Annotated in this window: 7 protein-coding genes (1 of these 7 cut by a window edge); 1 reads left to right on the forward strand and 6 read right to left on the reverse strand. The window is 69.3% G+C overall.

All coding sequences use genetic code 11. The features are described 5' to 3' along the window. Both ACFXMV_RS05675 and ACFXMV_RS05680 read right to left on the reverse strand, forming a co-directional pair. Positions 1-11,265, reverse strand: partial view of a non-ribosomal peptide synthase/polyketide synthase gene (locus ACFXMV_RS05675; RefSeq protein ID WP_378503150.1) — the 5' end (the start) only. It extends 15,792 nt beyond the left edge of the window; only the first 11,265 of its 27,057 coding nucleotides appear in the window; it begins with the start codon at positions 11,263-11,265; its stop codon lies beyond the left edge, outside the window. A gap of 183 nt (positions 11,266-11,448) precedes the next feature. Further along, the gene (locus tag ACFXMV_RS05680) at positions 11,449-11,781 is read right to left on the reverse strand and encodes a hypothetical protein (RefSeq protein ID WP_378501352.1); all 333 of its coding nucleotides are present in this window, start codon (positions 11,779-11,781) and stop codon (positions 11,449-11,451) included. 238 nt (positions 11,782-12,019) lie between these two features. On the opposite strand from ACFXMV_RS05680, the gene ACFXMV_RS05685 reads away from it, so the two are divergent. Continuing rightward, positions 12,020-12,358: an RNA polymerase-binding protein RbpA gene (locus ACFXMV_RS05685; protein WP_378501351.1), complete on the forward strand. Its 339-nt coding sequence runs from the start codon at positions 12,020-12,022 to the stop codon at positions 12,356-12,358. A 150-nt stretch (positions 12,359-12,508) separates the two neighbouring features. On the opposite strand, the gene ACFXMV_RS05690 is transcribed toward ACFXMV_RS05685, so the two are convergent. From ACFXMV_RS05690 to ACFXMV_RS05705, 4 genes are read right to left on the reverse strand one after another with little or no spacing between them, the layout of a single operon-like run. Then, complete coding sequence (locus ACFXMV_RS05690) at positions 12,509-13,285, reverse strand: polyprenol monophosphomannose synthase (protein WP_378502549.1); 777 nt, start codon at positions 13,283-13,285, stop codon at positions 12,509-12,511. A gap of 52 nt (positions 13,286-13,337) precedes the next feature. Then, complete coding sequence (gene lnt, locus ACFXMV_RS05695; protein WP_378503149.1) at positions 13,338-14,963, reverse strand: apolipoprotein N-acyltransferase; 1,626 nt, start codon at positions 14,961-14,963, stop codon at positions 13,338-13,340. After that, positions 14,953-16,539, reverse strand: coding sequence for an amidohydrolase (locus ACFXMV_RS05700; protein ID WP_378503148.1), 1,587 nt, complete (start codon positions 16,537-16,539; stop codon positions 14,953-14,955). The genes lnt and ACFXMV_RS05700 overlap by 11 nt, the downstream gene beginning before the upstream one ends. A gap of 6 nt (positions 16,540-16,545) precedes the next feature. After that, positions 16,546-17,136 (reverse strand): FxsA family protein, encoded by a 591-nt coding sequence (locus tag ACFXMV_RS05705; RefSeq protein WP_378501037.1) that lies wholly within the window; start codon positions 17,134-17,136, stop codon positions 16,546-16,548. Positions 17,137-17,215: the final 79 nt, after the last annotated feature.

The raw sequence follows: 17,215 nt of genomic DNA on the forward strand, positions 1-17,215 counted from the left end.
CAGTTCGACGGACAGCTTCCGCACCGTCTCGTTCGTGTCGACGGCGGGATCGAGTGCGCGCGAGCCGATCACCGGATCGGGTCCGGCGAGCATCTCGCGCCACCGGACCAGTTCCCCCGCCCGATTCTCGGCCTCCTGCGCGAGGGCGAACGCCCAGCGCCGCATCGAGGTCCCGACCGATTCGAGTTCCGGATCCTGACCCGCGCGGACCTGAGCCCACGCCGACGCCATGTCCGGCACCAGGATCCGCCACGACACCCCGTCGACCACGGCGTGGTGCAGCACCAGCAGGATTCGGCCGACGCCCGCACCGGAGTCCAGCCACACGACCTGCATCATCACGCCTGCGGCGGGGTCGAGTCGCCGCTCGGCCGCCTCGAACTGTTCGATCACCTCGGCATCGAACTCCGAGTCGGCCGGAGAGGCGGTCACCTCGACCCTGCGGATCAGCTCGGCCGCGGGCACGGACCCGGGGGCGGTCACCTCCATCGTCGCGTCCGCGCGTAGGCCAGGACCGGCTACCTGGTTCGCGCGCAACCTGGCCCGCAACATGTCGTGCCGATCGATCACGGTCTGGACCACGAGGCCGAGGTCCCGGGTGTCGGTGAGATCCTCGGGCGCGATGAGCAGCGCGGACTGGGTGAGTCGATCGAAGTTGCCGCCGCGTTCGACGAGCCACGCCACGATCGGGGTCAACGGCATGTCACCGACGCCGCCCCCGGCCAGTTCCTCGAGCGTGTTGACCTCCGAGGCATCGCCGAGCACCGCGACCGTGGCCAGCCTCGAGATCGTCTTGTGTTCGAACACATCCCGCGGGGACAGCATCACGCCCGCCGCTTTGGCCCGCGCCACGAGCTGAATCGACATGATGCTGTCGCCGCCGAGTGCGAAGAATGAATCGTCCACGCCGACCGCGTCCAGCCCGAGCACCTCGGCGAACAGCGTCGCCAGCACGGCTTCGAGTTCGGAGGTCGGACCTCGGCCCGTCGTTGCCATCGCACCGAAGTCGGGCTTCGGCAGTGCCTTCCGGTCCAGCTTGCCCGCAGGGGTGAGCGGCAGTCCGTCGAGCACGACGAGGGCGGCGGGCACCATGTAGGGGGCGAGGACGCCGCTGACGAACGAGAGGATCGCGGTCTCGTCCAGCACCGCCCCGGATTCGGGTACCACGTAGCCGATCAGCCGACTGGGACCGGACCCGTTCGACTGGGCGGTCGCGACGGCGCTGGAGACTCCGTCGTAGCGAGCCAGCGCCGACTCGATCTCGCCGAGCTCGATCCGGAACCCGCGGATCTTGACCTGGAAGTCGGTGCGGCCCAGGTACTCCAGGTCGCCGACCGGGACGGTCTCGATGTTGCCGACCGGGACGGTCTCGATGTTGCCGACCGTGACGCTCAGGTTGGTCCCCTCCTGCGCACCCGCGCGGCGATTCCACCGGACCAGGTCGCCGGTCCGGTACATCCGCTCGCCCGGCCCGCCGTACGGATTGGCCACGAACCGGTCCGACGTGGTGCCGGACCGATTGCGGTAGCCGCGCGCGAGCGCGGGCCCGGTGATGTAGAGCTCGCCGGGAACCCCGAGCGGGACCGCTCGCAGCCTCGAATCGAGGACCATCAGGCCGCAGCCCCGGACCGGACGTCCGATGACGACTGTTTCGCCGGGAATCATCGGCGCGCTCAGGGCAACCGCGATCGTCGCCTCGGTCGGGCCGTAGCCGTTGAACATCCGTCGCTTGGTGCCAGGGGCGGAGCCCGTCGCAGGCTCGGGCGAGGCGGTGACCCACCGGCCGACGAGCTCGGGTGGGCAGCTGTCGGCACCGGTCACGACGCAGACCAGGTCGTCGAGCTGGTGCGGATCGACGGAGTCCAGCGCGGCCGGGGTGATGAAGGCGTGCGAGACCCGGTCGCGGCGGAGCAGGTCGGCGAGCTCGGTTCCGCCGTAGATGCCGGGCCTGGCCACGACCATCGCCGCGCCCGCGCCGATGGCCAGCAGCAGCTCGAGGATGGACGCGTCGAAACTCGGCGAGGCGAGGTGCAGGGTGCGCGACGACGGGGTGACGGTGAAGCGCTCTCGCATCGAGGCCGCGAAGTTCGCCAGACCGCGGTGCGGAACGACGACACCCTTCGGCGTGCCCGTGGACCCAGACGTGTAGATCACGTACGCCGGATGGTCGAGGGACAGCGGGCTGATCCGGTCCGCATCGGTGACCGGGTTCGCCGAGACAGCGGATGCGGCCGCGAGGAACTCGGGGTCGTCGAGCACCAGGTAGCGCGCGAGCGGGGGCAGCCCGTCGACGAACTCGGCCACCGTCAGGCCCACCGTCGCGCCGGAATCGGTGAGCATGTGCTCGATTCGTTCCACCGGATAGTCCGGGTCGACGGGGACGAAGGCGGCACCCGTCTTCGTCACGGCCCACACCGAAAGCACCGACTCGACGGACCGGGCCATCGCGATGGCCACCACCGACTCCGGCCCCACACCCTCCTCGATCAACATGCGAGAGAGTCGGTTCGAGCGCTCGTCGAGCTCGCGGTAGGTCAGCTCCCGGCTGTCCGAGGCGACGGCGACCGAATCGGGCGAGGGTGCGACCGCGTCGGCGAGAAGCGCGGGAAGGGTGCGCGCGGGGACGGGGGCAGCTCCGAGCGCAGGGGCGAGCGCGGTCAGCTCGGCGGCGTCCAGCAGGTCGATGTCCCCGACCGCGGTGGCCGGATCGGCGGTGACCGCGGTGAGAATCGCCACCAGTCGTCGACCGAACCCGGCGATGGTGGCGGGGTCGAACAGGTCGGTGGCGTAGGTGAACCCGGCCGAGATGCCTGCGGGTCCACCGGTGTCGTCGAACTCCTCGGTACAGGTGAGCTGAAGGTCGAAGTTGGATATCGCGGTCCCGAGATCGATGCCCGCGACGGTCAGACCCGGCAGCTCGAGCCGGGCACGATCGTTGTTGCGGAATTCGAAGACCACCTGGAATAGCGGTGTGTAGGAGGTCGAACGTTCCAGCGACAGGGCGTCGACCAGTCGCTCGAACGGGAGGTCCGCATGGTGGAAGGCACGGAGGTCGGTTTCGCGGGTGTCTGCCAGCAGGTCGGTGAAGCTGGTGCCGCTGCCGACCCTGCTGCGCAGCACGAGCGTGTTGACGAACATGCCGACCATGTCGTCGAGGGCGGCCTCGCCGCGGCCCGCGATGGGGGTGCCGATGGGGACGTCGTCGGTGTCGCACAAGCGCGCGAGAAGCACCGCGAATGCGGCATGCATCGCCATGAACACGCTGGAATTGTGTTCGCGCGCCAGGCGCACCAACAGTTGGTGCACCTGCGGGTCGACGCTGAAGTCCAGGACGTGCCCCCGCATCGAACGTGCCTGTGGACGTGGGCGGTCTGTGGGCAGGGCCAGCAGTTCCGGCATGCCGTCGAGCTCACGCCGCCAATGGTCGAGCTGAGCGGAGAGCAGGCTGCTTCGATCCGCGGTGTCACCGAGCACCCGGTGTTGCCACTGGGTGAAGTCGGCGTACTGGACGGGAAGCGGCGCCCACTGTGGGCCGTGCCCGTCCGAGCGGGCGCTGTAGGCGACCATCAGGTCCCTCGCGAGGGGGGCGAGGGAGAATCCGTCAGCGCAGATGTGGTGCACGACCAGGGCGAGGACGTGCTCGTCCTGGCCGCTGCGGAACAGACCCGCGCGCAGCGGGACCGCTGCGGTCACATCGAAACCCGAGCCCGCCAGTTCGGCGATCCGCGGGGCGAGATCCGCCTCGGCGACCTGTTCGGCCTGCAGGTCGGGCAACGCCTCGGCGGTCGACACGATGAGCTGCGTCGGCTCGCCGTCCACCGACGGGAACAGGGTCCGCAGCGACTCGTGCCGCTCGAGGACGTCCGTCACGGCGGCCCGCAGCGCGTCCTCGTCGAGTCGCCCGGTCAGGCGCACCGCCATCGCCACGTTGTACGCCGGTGAGTCGATATCGAACTGGTTGATGAACCACATTCGCTTCTGCGCCAGCGAGACCGGCAGCGGGTCGGGCCGCTCCCCCGCGATCAACGCGGGCCTGCCACCCTCGTGCGAGGCCTTGGACTCGATCCGGGCCGCGATGCCCGCCACCGTCGGGGCGTCGAAGATGTCGCGCACGCCCAGCTCGGCACCGAGTGCCGTGTTGGCGCGCGCGACGAGCCGGGTGGCGATCAGGGAGTTCCCGCCCAGATCGAAGAAGTTGTCGTGCACACCGATTCGCGGGTTGCCAAGGAGATCGGCGGTGATCGTCGCGAGGATCTCCTCGATCGGGTTGCGCGGCGCCAGGTATTCGGCGCGGGAGACCAGGAAATCGGGCGCGGGCAGGGCCCTGCGATCGAGCTTGCCGGTGGCGCCGAGTGGGAACTCGTCGAGGACGATGATCTGAGCGGGAACCATGTAGCCGGGCAGCACCTTCGCCAATGCCGTGCGTAGTCCGGCGATGTCGACCTCGGCGCCCGCTTCCGCGATCACGTAGCCGATCAGGCTCTCTCCGGTGACTGCGCTGTGGTGCACGACCACCACCGACTGGGCCACCGCGGGATCGACGAACATGGCCGACTCGACCTCGCCCAGCTCGATACGCAGGCCGTGGAGCTTGACCTGGAAGTCGGACCGGCCGATGTACTCCAGCGAGCCGACGGCCTCCCAGTTACGCCGCCAGCGGACGACGTCGCCGGTCCGGTACATTCGCTCGCCGGGTGCGCCGAACGGACTGGCCACGAACCGGTCCGCGGTCAGGTCGCTGCGGCCCACGTAGCCGCGCGCCAGTTGGGTGCCGACGAGATAGAGCTCACCGGGAATGCCGAGCGGCACCGGGTGGAGCCTCGAATCGAGGACGTAAACCCCGGTGTTCCACACCGGAGCTCCGATCGGCACGGTGATCCGGTCGAATTCGCTGCATTCCCAGGAGGTCACGTCGACCGCGGCCTCGGTGGGGCCGTAGAGGTTGTGCAGGTCCGCGCCGCTGAACCGTCGGAAGGCCTCGGCGGTGGCGGGCGGCAGCGCCTCGCCGCTGCAGAACACCCGGCGCAGCGACGTGCACCGCTGCGCGTCGGCCTCCGAGGTGAACGCGGCCAGCATCGAGGGCACGAAGTGCATGGTGGTGACGCGCTCGGCATCGATCACGCGAGAGAGATAACCGGGGTCGCGGTGACCGTCCGGCGCCGCGACGACCAGCCGGGCCCCGGTCTGCAACGGCCAGAAGAACTCCCACACGGACACGTCGAACGTCGCGGGGGTCTTCTGCAGCACCACGTCGGACTCGTCGAGTCGGTAGGTGTCCTGCATCCAGACCAGGCGGTTGACGATGGCCCGATGTGAGACCGCGACGCCCTTGGGCCTGCCGGTGGACCCGGAGGTGTAGATCACGTAGGCCGTGTTGTCCGGGCGCAGTGCCGACGTCCGCTCGGCATCGGTGATCGGGGACGTCGAATGCCGGGACAGATCGATCGAATCGATCTGCAGCACCGGGGCGTCGCCGCTGCGCACGGCACGATCCTCGGCGGTGCTGAGCACACACACGGGCGCGGAACTGTCCAGCACGTACTCGGTCCTGGCCGCGGGGTGATCGGGGTCAAGCGGCACGTACGCGCCGCCCGCCTTCGCGATCGCGTAGATACCGATCAGGAGTTCGGTCGAACGCCGGATTGCCACGGCCACGCGCGATTCGGGTCCGACGCCGCGGGAGATCAGCTCCCTGGCCAGCCGATTGACTCGCGCGTCGAACTCGGCGTAGGTGAGCCGCTCGGAGTCGACCACCAGCGCGACGGCGTCCGGCGTACGGCGCACCTGGTCGTCGAAGAGACCGACGAGCGTGGTGTCGGGCACCTCCGCGGCGGTGTTGTTCCACCCTTCGAGCACCCGCTCCTGTTCGTCGAGCCCGAGCAGCGCGATGTCGCCGACCAGCGCATCGGCGTCGGCGGTCACCGCGTCGAGGATCCGGACGAACCGTTCCGCCAGCCCCGACATCGAAGCCGGGTCGAACAGGTCACGCGCATAGGAGAACTGGGCGGTGATCGGCCCCGGTTCCCGCTGTCCGTCGCGAGCCTGCGGATCCGGGTCCTCCCAGTTCTCGGTGAGAATCACCTGGAGATCGAACTTGGCGGTCTGGGTGTCCACATCGCTGACGCGCACGTCGAGGCCGGGCAGCTCAAGCTCCGTTCCCTCGAGGCCCTGCAGGACGAGCATCACCTGGAACAGCGGCGTGTGCGCGGCGGAGCGCGAGGGGCTGCGTGCCTCCACCAGAAGCTCATACGGGAGGTCCGTGTGCCCGAAGGCCTCGAGATCGGTTGCGCGGGTCTGGGTCAGCAGATCGGAGAACGTCCCGCCGATGTCCACCTGGGTGCGCAGCACGAGGGTATTGACGAACATGCCGACCACGTCGTCGAGCGCCGCCTCGCCGCGACCCCCGACCGGCGTGCCGATCGAGATGTCGGTCGAGTCGCTCGATCTCGCGAGCAGGACCGCGAGTGCCGAGTGCAGCACCATGAACAGGCTGGCGCTCCGCGCCCCCGCGATCTCGAGCAATCCCCGATGCAGGTGCGCCGGGATGGTGAAGTCGACGACGCCGCCGCGAACGGACGGCTGCGCAGGCCGTGGTCGATCGGTCGGCAGTTCGAGCAGTTCGGGTGCGCCGTCGAGCGCGTGCGTCCAGAAGTCGAGCTGTCGTGACAGCCGGCTGTCCGGATCCTGTTCGGAGCCGAGGACTTCGCGCTGCCACGCCGCGAAGTCCGAGTACTGGACTTCGAGTGGGGGCCACGCAGGCGCCTGTCCGGCCGACCGGGCGACGTACGCGGTCATGATGTCCCGCGCGAGCGGCGGCATCGACAGCCCGTCCGCCGCGATGTGGTGGGCCACGATGACCAGGACGTGCTCGGTTGGCGCGGTGCGCAGCAGCCTGATCCGGACCGGAAGTCCTTCGGCGACGTCAAATCCCGCGGTCGCAACCGACTTGAGTTGCCCGTCGAGTGCGGACTCGGTGGTGGTGGTCACCTCGAGATCGGGGATGGCCTCGGCGGCGGGGAGCACCACCTGGACCGGACCGTCCGCGGTGTTCGGGAACACCGTTCGCAGGGACTCGTGGCGGGTGAGGACATCGGTGAGTCCGTTCCGGAGCGCATCGACATCCAGTTCGCCCGACAGGTACACGGCAATCGGGATGTTGTAGGCCGCCGAGGTGGTGTCGAGTTGGTTGACGATCCACATCCGTTGCTGCGCCAGCGACACCGGCACCGGACCGAGCCGGGGCACCGGCCGGAGGACCGGAACCGGAGTGGTCCTGGCGCCGCCCGCTCCGATCCGCGCCGCCAGGGTCGCCACGGTGGGCGCCTCGAACAGGTCGAGCACCCCGATCTCGGTGCCCAACGCGGCGTTGACCCGTGCCACCACCCTCGTCGCCACGAGCGAGTTGCCGCCGAGATCGAAGAAGCTGTCGTCCACACCGATCCGCTCGAGTTGAAGCACCTCGGCGAGGACCGCCGCGATCGCCTCCTCGGTCGCGTCGCGGGGCGCCCTATATCCGGCACCGTCCCCGTCGAATCGTGGTGCGGGCAGCGCCTTTCGGTCCACCTTGCCCGCCGGGGTCAAGGGCACCTCGTCGAGGATCGTGACATTCGAGGGCACCATGTGCGCCGGCAGTGCGGCGGCGGCCTGCGCGAGCACATCGGCTTCGTCGATCTCGTGGCCCGGTTCGGGCACGAGATAGCTCACCAACACCGTGTCGCCCGAGGGGCCGGGGTGACCGGTGGACAGCGCGAAGCCAACGCTCGGATGCGAACGCAACACCGCGTCGATCTCGCCGAGCTCGATCCGGAACCCGCGGATCTTGATCTGGAAGTCGGTGCGGCCCAGGTACTCGAGCGAGATCTCGCCGTCGCCGCCGTTTCTGGCCCATCGGACCAGGTCTCCGGTGCGGTACATCAGCTCGCCGGAACGCGAGTGGGGGTTCGCGACGAATCGCTCGGCGGTGGTGGCTGGCCGCCTGTGGTACCCACGGGCGATCCCGGGGCCGGTGATGTACAGCTCGCCCGACACCCCGACAGGTACCGGATCGAGGCGGGCGTCGAGCACCATCTCGCCGTAACCGACGAAGGGCCTGCCGATGCCGACCCGAGCCCCCGGCGACATGGGTGCGCTGGCGCTCGCAATGACGGTGGTCTCGGTCGGGCCGTATCCGTTCAGCAGCGCGCGCCCGGTCCCCCACTGCGTGACGAGGGCGGGCGGGCAGACGTCACCTCCGGTGAGCACGCATTCGATGTGATCGAGGCCCTCCGGGTCGATCGATGCGAGCACGGCCGGGATGACGAACGCGTGCGTGACGCGTTCACGGCTGAGCAGCCCGGCCAGTTCGGCGCCGCCGTACAGGGTGGGCGGGGCGATGACCATCGTCGCGCCGGACCCGACGGCCATCAGCAGTTCCAGGATCGACGCGTCGAAACTGGGCGAGCTGAAGTGCAGGGTTCTCGATGCGGGCGTGACCGCGAACCGCTCGCGCGCGTCGGCGGACAGGTTGGCCAGGGCCCGGTGCGTGACGACGACACCCTTGGGCAGACCGGTGGAGCCGGACGTGTAGATCAGGTAGGCAGCATGCTCCACCCGGAGCGGGCTGGTGCGATCGGCATCGGTGATCGGGGCCGTCGATTGCCCGGACCACTGACGTACCAGGGCAGGGTCGTGCAGGTCCAACCACGGTGTGGTGCCGGGACGTTCGCCGTCTCCGACGGCCAGTCCGATGACCGCTCCGGAATCGGTGAGCATGTGAGCGACGCGGTCCGGCGGATAGTTCGGGTCGACCGGCACGAAGGCTGCGCCTGTCTTGGCTACCGACCAGAGAGCCAGTACCGAATCGGCGGACCTGGTGATCGACAGCGCGACAACCATTTCCGGGCCGACCCCACGCCCGATCAGAAGTCGTGCGAGCTGGGTGGACCGACGATCGAGTTCTCGATAGGTCAGAGTCGCGCCCTCAAAGGTCAGGGCGTCGTTGTCCGGTGCCATCGCCGCGGCGGCCGAGAGGAGGTCGGGCAGTGGCCGGGGAGCGATGCCGGGTGCACCGAGGACCGGCGTGAGTGCGTCGAATTCGGCCGGGCCGAGGAGCCTGATGTCGCCGACCGGCAGTTCGGGATCGGCGGTGGCGGTCTGCAGGACCCGGTCGATCCGGTCCGCGAACTCGGCGACGGTGGCGCGGTCGTACAGGTCGGTCTGGAACAGTATCCGGCCCGCGATCCCCGCGGGTTCGCCGTCGTGCGTGGTCAGTTCCGTGAAGGACAGACGAAGGTCGAGGTCGGGTGCCGGGTGGTGGTCCCCGGCGGCTCCGATCCGGAGGTTGTTGCGGCGGGGCTCGGGATCGCCCCTGTCCCCGAACTCGAACAACACCCTGAACGGAGGAGCCGCGGATTCGTCCGCCACGGCGCCAGCTCCTTCGACACCTATGCCCGCGAGGACCCGCTCGTACGGAAGGCCGGAGTGCCGCAGCGCAGCCCGATCAGAATCTCGGATGCGGGCCAGCTGATCGGAGAACGCGGCCGCCCCCGACGTCGTGCTCCGCAGCACCACGACGTTGGCGGAGCCGGCCGGGAATGCAGTGGAGTCGACTGCCGGGACGACCGAGTCGTCCCCGTCGTCCTGCCGGAGGTCCACCACGGTGCCGACGGCGACGTCGTCGGTGTCGGCGAGCCTGCCGAGCAGCACCGCCAGCGCGGTGTGCATCACCGTGAAGACACTCGAGTCCGCCTGCCACGCCAGGTCGGCCATCCGCCGGTGGACGCGCCGATCGATCTCGATATCGACGTGCCCGGTCCGGCCCGAAGGCGTCGCCTGCCGCGGCCGGTCGAGGGGAACCGAGGCGGCCGCCGGTAGGTGGGTGAGCGCGCGGGCCCAGTAGTCGCGATCCTCGGCGATCTTGCGCTGCCGGACGCCTGCCTCGGCGCTGGCAGAGTGGATGTCGCCGACCCTGGTACTCGGACTCGCTGTCAGGAACTCCTCGAGCAGCTCGACGAACTGGCCGTGGTGCGACCGCAATTCGTCGTCGTCGTATCGGTTCGGATTGCCCCGGAAATCGACGAGGGTCCGCTCGTCCGCGCCGCTCTTGTAGATGTTGACCAGCAGATCCTCGACCGGGCCCGAGGTGACGATGTGATAGCCGCCGACCATGGAACCCAGCGTGACCACCTGGTTGAAGAGCATCACGTTGACCATCGGGCCCGTGAGCCCACGGGCGCCGCCTGCGAGGCCGGCGTCGCGGCGGATGTCCTCGACGCTGCATCGCTGATGCCGCAGGGCGCCCATGAGCTGGAGCTGGACCCGGGTGACGAGGTCGGCGACGGTATCGGCGTCGGTCACCGTGATGTGCAGGGGCGCGACGGTGGCGAGCATGCCACCGGACCGCTGCAACTGTGCCGTCGTCCTGCCGGACACGGGCAGGTTGATGAGGAGGTCGCGCTCGCCCGTCATCCGCGCGAGGTAGCAGCCGAAGGCCGCGATGATCACCGCAGCGGAGGTCGCGCCGACGCGGTGGTCGGAGTCCTCGAGTGCGGCCAGTCCCTCGTCCGACAATCGGGCACTCACAAGGGAACTGCGCGCGGTGGCGGCTGCCTCCCTGCGCGCGAGGGTGGAGCCGGACTCGATGCCGACGATGTGCTCGGCCCAGTACTGCCGGTCAGAGGCGAATCGGTCTGAGTTCCGGTACTTCTGATCCAGGTCGTAGAGATCGCGCACCGGCAGGGCGCGGTTCGGTTCCGGCTCGGTGCCGTTGACGGCCGCCGTGTACAGCGCCGCAATCCGGTTGATCAGGGTCGCGCCGCCGTAGCCATCGAGGACGACGTGATGAATTCGCGCGTACCACAGGTAGTCTCGGTCGCCGACCTGCAGGACGGATGTGTCGATGAGACGGTCGCGGGTCACGTCGACAGGCGTCGTGTACTCGCCGTCGATCCAGGCGTGGGCCGCGGCGATCGGGTCGGGTTCGCCACGGAAGTCGACCAGGCCGGTGGAGGTGTCGCAGGTCTCGTCGAACACCTGGTGCGGCTCGCCGTCGACCTCGACCATCTTCAACATCGGGGACTGGAACTCGAGTGCGGCGGTATCGACCGACGCGCGGAGCAGTTCGAGGTCCAGGTCGCCGTGCAGTTCGATGTAGTGCGCGATCGAGGCGGGGACGGTGGGGCTGAGTTGTTGTGAGAACCACATGCTCCGCTGGACTGCTGACAGCGGAAAGGCCGCGTCCTGCCTGTAAGGGTCTTGGGCTGGCCCCTGCGAATGTGTAGTCGTCATCGCACTCCCCAAGCGAGTAGACAAATCTCGAAGGATTCATTCAGCGCTGGTGCGCACTATTCTGTTTGTCAGCATTAGTGTCGGCCGCGTTACACAGAGTATCGGCCGCGGGCTGCTACTGTCGTCCGTTTCGGGCTTCGGTTACACACACCAGGACGGACGGGTCAACGCCTCGTCCCGGGCTCAGCGGAAGCGCTCCGCCTCTCGAGCGAGCTGAACCAGGCGCGCACACAACGAAGCCAGTTCGGAGTGCTCTGCGCCCTCCGCCACGGCGGTGTCCACGTCCTCCGCGGCGCAGCGGACCTCGAACATGCGATCCACGAGCGCGGCTGCCTCGTCGGCGGTGAGGACTACGGCATCGACCGGAATGGACGTGCCTTTGACCGCGGAGCGCTGCTCGTAGGCCCGCTGGCGGCAGGACTGGCGGCAGTAGCGGCGGCGGCGCCCGATGCCGACATCGGCGACCTCTCGTCCACACCACACACACGAATCGAGTCTGCGAGAGGGACCAGCCACGATAAGTCACCTTACTGTGCCTATCGATGGCGACCATGCCCGCCGAGATGCCGCGCCGGCAAGACGACGCGGTGCCTGCCGACGTTCGAAGACCGGTAAGATGGGGCGGTTGCGTCTGTGCGACGCCGGGGAACCATTCCAGCGTCCGTGGCGTTGAAGATGTGTGAATGCCTGCCGATCCGTGAATTTTTTGCAGATCCAGCGCACTCGCGTGCCGACCTAGGGAGAGGACACCACCATGGCAGATCGCGTACTTCGAGGTAGCCGACTCGGAGCGGTGAGCTATGAGACCGACCGCGACCATGACCTGGCGCCCCGCCGCATGGCTAAGTACCGCTGCGATAACGGCGAAGAGTTCGACGTCCCCTTCTCCGACGACGCCGAGATCCCCGGCACCTGGCTGTGCAAGAACGGGCTGGAGGGCAGCCTCCTCGAGGGCACCGCACCGGAGGCCAAGAAGGTCAAGCCCCCGCGTACGCACTGGGACATGCTGCTCGAGCGCCGCTCCGTCGAGGAGCTCGAGGAGCTGCTCAAGGAGCGCCTGGACCTGCTGAAGACCAAGCGCCGCGGAGCGTAGCGGAGCCGGCGCCTGAGAACGCCGCGCCGCGGAGCGTAGCGGAGCAGGCGCCTGAGACGCCGCGACGCGGAGCAGGCGCCAGCGCCGAGCTGAGCGACAGAACGCCGCCCCTGGGGAATCCCAGGGGCGGCGTCGTCGGTTCTGCTCTGTTTACCTGCCGAACAGCGCCTTCGCCTTGTTCCACCGGTTACGCATGCCCCAGGCGGTGACCTTGAGCAACGCCTCCTGCACGATGTTCCCGTCCATCTTGGACTCGCCGAACTCGCGCTCGGTGAAGGTGATCGGCACCTCGACCATGGTGAACCCGTGTTGGATCGCGCGCCACGCGAGGTCGACCTGGAAGCAGTAGCCGTGCGACTCGACGGCGTCCAGGTCGAGGGCCTCGAGTACCTCGCGTCGGTAGGCACGGAAACCGCCGGTGATGTCCTTGATCTTCACGCCCAGCGCCAGGCGGGAATAGATGTTGCCGCCGCGCGAGAGGAACTCGCGTCGTTTGGGCCAGTTCACCACGGAGCCGCCAGGCACGTAGCGCGAGCCGGCGACCACGTCGGCGCCCTCGTCGATCTTGTCGAGCAGTCGGTGCAGCTGCTCGGGGGCGTGGCTGCCGTCTGCGTCCATCTCGACGATGACGCGGTAGTCACGCTCGAGTCCCCACTTGAAACCGGCGATATAGGCCGCCCCGAGGCCGTTCTTCTCGGTGCGATGCATGACGTGAATGCGGTTCTCGGAGTCGGTGTCGGCCAGCTTGTCCGCGAGCTCCCCTGTGCCGTCCGGGCTGCCGTCGTCGGCCACGAGCACGTGCGTATTCGGCAGTGCGGCGTGCAGGCGGCCGATGATCAGGCCCAGGTTCTCCCGCTCGTTGTACGTCGGAATGATCACCAAGGTGTGCGCGCTCGGTGAGTCCCCGTTCGGCGTACCCGCTGCCATCTTGATCCTCCCTGCCAGCCGGAGCTGGTTCCTTCTCATACGTCCGCCGCCGTCAATTGATCGGCGCGGCCGGCCGCCGCCGTCGCACGAGTGCGACGGCGAGGGCCAATGCGGCACCGACACAGAGAACGATCTCCGGAATCGGGCCGAGTCGAGTAGCCAGCGTAGTGGAGGCTCGAAGAGGAACCTCCGCGACAAGCGTCGTTGGCACGAAAAGTGACGAAGATTCCTGTACGGACCCGTCGGGGGCGATGATCGCGCTGACTCCGGAGGTGGCCGCCACCACCACGACGCGACCGTGTTCGACCGCGCGCAGCCGCGACATCGCGAGCTGCTGGTACGTCATCTCGGTGTCACCGAAGGTCGCGTTGTTGGTGGGCACCGCGATCAGCTCGGCACCGGACCGGACCGCCTCGGTGAGCGCCCGGTCGAAGGCCACCTCGTAACAGGTGGCCACGCCGACCGGGATCCCGGCGGCCGTCACCACGCCGTTGCCGTCCCCTGGCACGAAGTTGCCTGCTTGGTCCGCGTACGACGAGAAGTGGCGGAAGAAGTCGCGGTAGGGCAGGTACTCGCCGAACGGCTGGATGATCTTCTTGTCGTGGCGGTCCTGGGGTCCGTTGTCGGCGTCCCAGACGATCACCGAGTTGGTGGTGGTCCGGTCGCCGTTCACCAGCACCGCACCGACCAGGATCGGCGCGCCGACGGCCCGCGATGCGGCATCGATCGCGTCGGCCGCGTCGGCGTTGCGTAGCGGGTCGATGTCCGAGGCGTTCTCCGGCCAGACCACCAGGTCGGGCTGCGGCTGTTTCCCGGCCCGGACGTCGTCGGCCAGCGCAAGGGTCTCCCGGACGTGGTTGTCGAGCACCGCGCGGCGCTGGGCGTTGAACTCGAGCCCGAGCCTCGGCACGCTGCCCTGGATCGCGGCCACGACGACCTTCCGGTCCCCCGCTGCGTCGTCGACCGAGCCCATGCCGGGGACGAAAGGCCAGAGGACGGCCGCGAGAATCGGCATGACGACGGTGAACGCGCCAGCGGCGAGCCAGTCCCTCGTGGGCAGGCGGCGGGTGAGCGCCACCGCGAGCGCGGCGATACCGGTTCCGGTCAGCGCGACCGCAAAGCTGACCAGCGGAGCGCCGCCGATGCCGGCCAGCGACAGCAGCCAGCCCTCCGCCTGGCCGAAGGCCAGCCTGCCCCACGGGAACCCTCCGAACGGCACACTCGACCGCAGCCATTCGGTCAGCGTCCACGCGCACGCGATCCACAGCGGGGCGAGCGGTAGCCGGGCGAGGATGACCGTGAGGATGCCGAAGAGGCCGAAGAACACCGCCTCCGCGCCCGATAGGGCGAGCCAGGGCCCCGGCCCCACGTACTCCCCCACCCAGGGCAGCAGCGGCAGCAGGAAGCCCAGTCCGGCGAGAAGCCCGTACCCGAACGCGCCCCGTAGGCGCAGTGCCTTCCGGTTCGGGTTTTCTTCGCCGCGATCGGACGCGCCGAACCGCGTCAGCACCAGAACCAGCAGCGCGACGCCGAATGGAGCCAGGAACCAGAGCGGTCGCGGTGGGAAGCTCGCGAACAACAGCCCACCGGACGCGAACGCCAACGCGCAGTCGCGCAGGGTGGTCAATCGGGGCGTGCGGGGTCGGGTCCGGGTCGAGGCGGTCACCTCAACGCTCATAGATGGTCTCGCCGCGATGAACGGTCTTCAGGCACACCGGGTTCGGCGATCCGGGATCCAGGTGGGGCAACGCGGGCACGCGTGACCGCGGATCGGTCGACCACCGCTGGACGGAGTCCTTTGCGGCGGTGACCACCAACTCACCGGCCTCCCAGACGGCGTACGAGGCCGGCGCGCCGGGCACCAGCGTGCCTGCGAGTCCGTCGCGGACACCGCCTGCCCGCCAGGCGCCGCGGGTGGCGGCGGAGAACGCCGCACGCGGCGAGACGCCGCTGCCCTCGGTGCGGTGGTTGACCGCGGCCCGGAGCATCGCCCACGGATCGACGGGCGTCACCGGCGCGTCGGATCCGAAGGCCAGGGACACGCCCGCCGCGGCCATCGCGGCGAATGGGTTGAGGGCCCCGGCCCGAGCCTGCCCGAGCGCCTGGGCGTAGAGGCCGTGGTCGCCGCCCCAGAGCGCGTCGAACACCGGCTGGACACTGGCGACCACCCCGAGCGCACCGAGCGTCGCCGCCTGCTCGGCGGTGATCATCTCGACGTGTTCGAGACGGTGTCCGCACGCCGCGACCGCGGGTCCGCCTAGTTCGGTGGCCACTCGCTCGAACGCCTCGATCACGGCGGTGACCGAGGCGTCACCGATCACGTGGAAGCCCGCCTGGATGCCGGCCTCGGTGCAGGCCCGCAGGTGTGCCGCGATCGTGTCCACGTCGAGATAGGCGTTCCCGGTCTGCGGGCGGTCGGCATACGGTTCGTGCAGCCAGGCCGTTCGGGATCCGATCGCGCCATCGACGAAGAGATCGCCGCCGAGGCCCGCGGCCCCCGTCTCGGCGAGCAGAGCGGTCGCCTCCGCCGCGGTCTGGACGGGCTGGCCCCAGTAGGCGCGGACCTCGACGCCGTGTGGATGCGCGAGCAGTTCCCGTAGGTCTTCGCGGCCGGAGATGTCGGGACCCGCGCATTCGTGGACCGCGACGATCCCGTTGGCGGCGGCGCTGTCGAGCGCGGCGGTCCTGGCCCGCGCGCGCTGGGCGACGGTGAGTAGTTCCCTTGCAGCCGCGCGGACGCGATGGTGATCGTCCGCGGTGACCGGCGCCTCGGCGTCGGCGGGGTCGACGCCGCCCGCGCGCCGCAGCAGCGACGAGGCGGCGGCGGAGTGGACGTCGATCCGAGCCAGGTAGACCATCCGGCCCGGTGCGGCGGCGTCGAGTTCCGTGGTGGTCGGCGCGACGGCTTCGTCCGTCCAGGCCGTCTCGTCCCAGCCGTGGCCCCAGATCACCGCGTCGTCCTGCTCGTCCGCGTAGCGGCGGACCAGGTCGAGGCATTCGCGCCGGGACCGCGCGCCGGTCAGGTCGAGCCCGGTGAGCATCAGTCCGAGCGCGGTGACGTGCACGTGGGTGTCCACGAACGCGGGTGTGACGAAGGCGCCGTCGAGGTCGATGATCTCGGCGTCGGGATGTAGCGCGCGGCCGGGGCGATCCTCGCCGACCCACACCACGGTGTCATCGGTCACGGCCATCGATGTCGCATCAGGTGCGGCGGGGCTGTAGATGCGTCCGCCGACCAACAATTGGGTACCCACGGGGGTTCAGTCTGCCCGCCGGGCACCGGGACCCGTGCCACCGGGATCCGGAAGGATGATCTCGCCCTCGAGGGCCAAAGTCTCTCCGGTTGCGGCGGGCGATCCGGCGGTCCCGGGGCGGTAGCTGGTGTCGACGTAAGAGTCTTCGACGATCGTGTCCTCGACGATGACGCCGTCAACCACCGTGCGGCGACGGGTGCGCGAGAACACCTCGGCTCCGACCCCGCCTGCCGCAGACACCATCCCGAGCCGGCGGCCACCGAGGATCAGCACCAGCGGCCGAAGCACGCGGCGGGTCGGCGGGATCAGCAGCAGCAACCCGAGCGCGGACGTGACGAGCCCCGGGATCACGAGCAGGATCGTGCCGAGCGCGACCAGGGCCCCGTCTGCCACGGCACCGCCCGCCGATCCGGTGCCGCGGCCGGCACGGCGGAATCCCTCGATCACCTTTCGGCCCTGCGAGCGCACAAGGACGAGGCCGACGGCCCAGCCGAGCAGGAACAGCGCAATCGTCCAGAGCACTCCGATGGTGCTGCCCACCCAGATCACCGCAGCGACCTCGATGACGACGTAGAGCACGAACAACGCCGGAATCATCGACCTGCCTTTCCTTGGACCCTTTGCCTCTTGGGTCCCTTGCTCGAACAACGTGCGACGGCCCGGATTTTCTCCCGGA

This window comes from Rhodococcus sp. NPDC059179, from assembly GCF_042754885.1.
Taxonomy (GTDB): Bacteria; Actinomycetota; Actinomycetes; order Mycobacteriales; family Mycobacteriaceae; genus Rhodococcus_G.

Bases quoted from the DNA above. Each gene is read 5' to 3' on its own strand.
- lnt (WP_378503149.1), bottom strand. From the start codon at position 14,963: ATGAGCGTTGAGGTGACCGCCTCGACCCGGACCCGACCCCGCACGCCC.
- ACFXMV_RS05705 (WP_378501037.1), bottom strand. From the start codon at position 17,136: ATGATTCCGGCGTTGTTCGTGCTCTACGTCGTCATCGAGGTCGCTGCG.
- ACFXMV_RS05685 (WP_378501351.1), top strand. From the start codon at position 12,020: ATGGCAGATCGCGTACTTCGAGGTAGCCGACTCGGAGCGGTGAGCTAT.
- ACFXMV_RS05690 (WP_378502549.1), bottom strand. From the start codon at position 13,285: ATGGCAGCGGGTACGCCGAACGGGGACTCACCGAGCGCGCACACCTTG.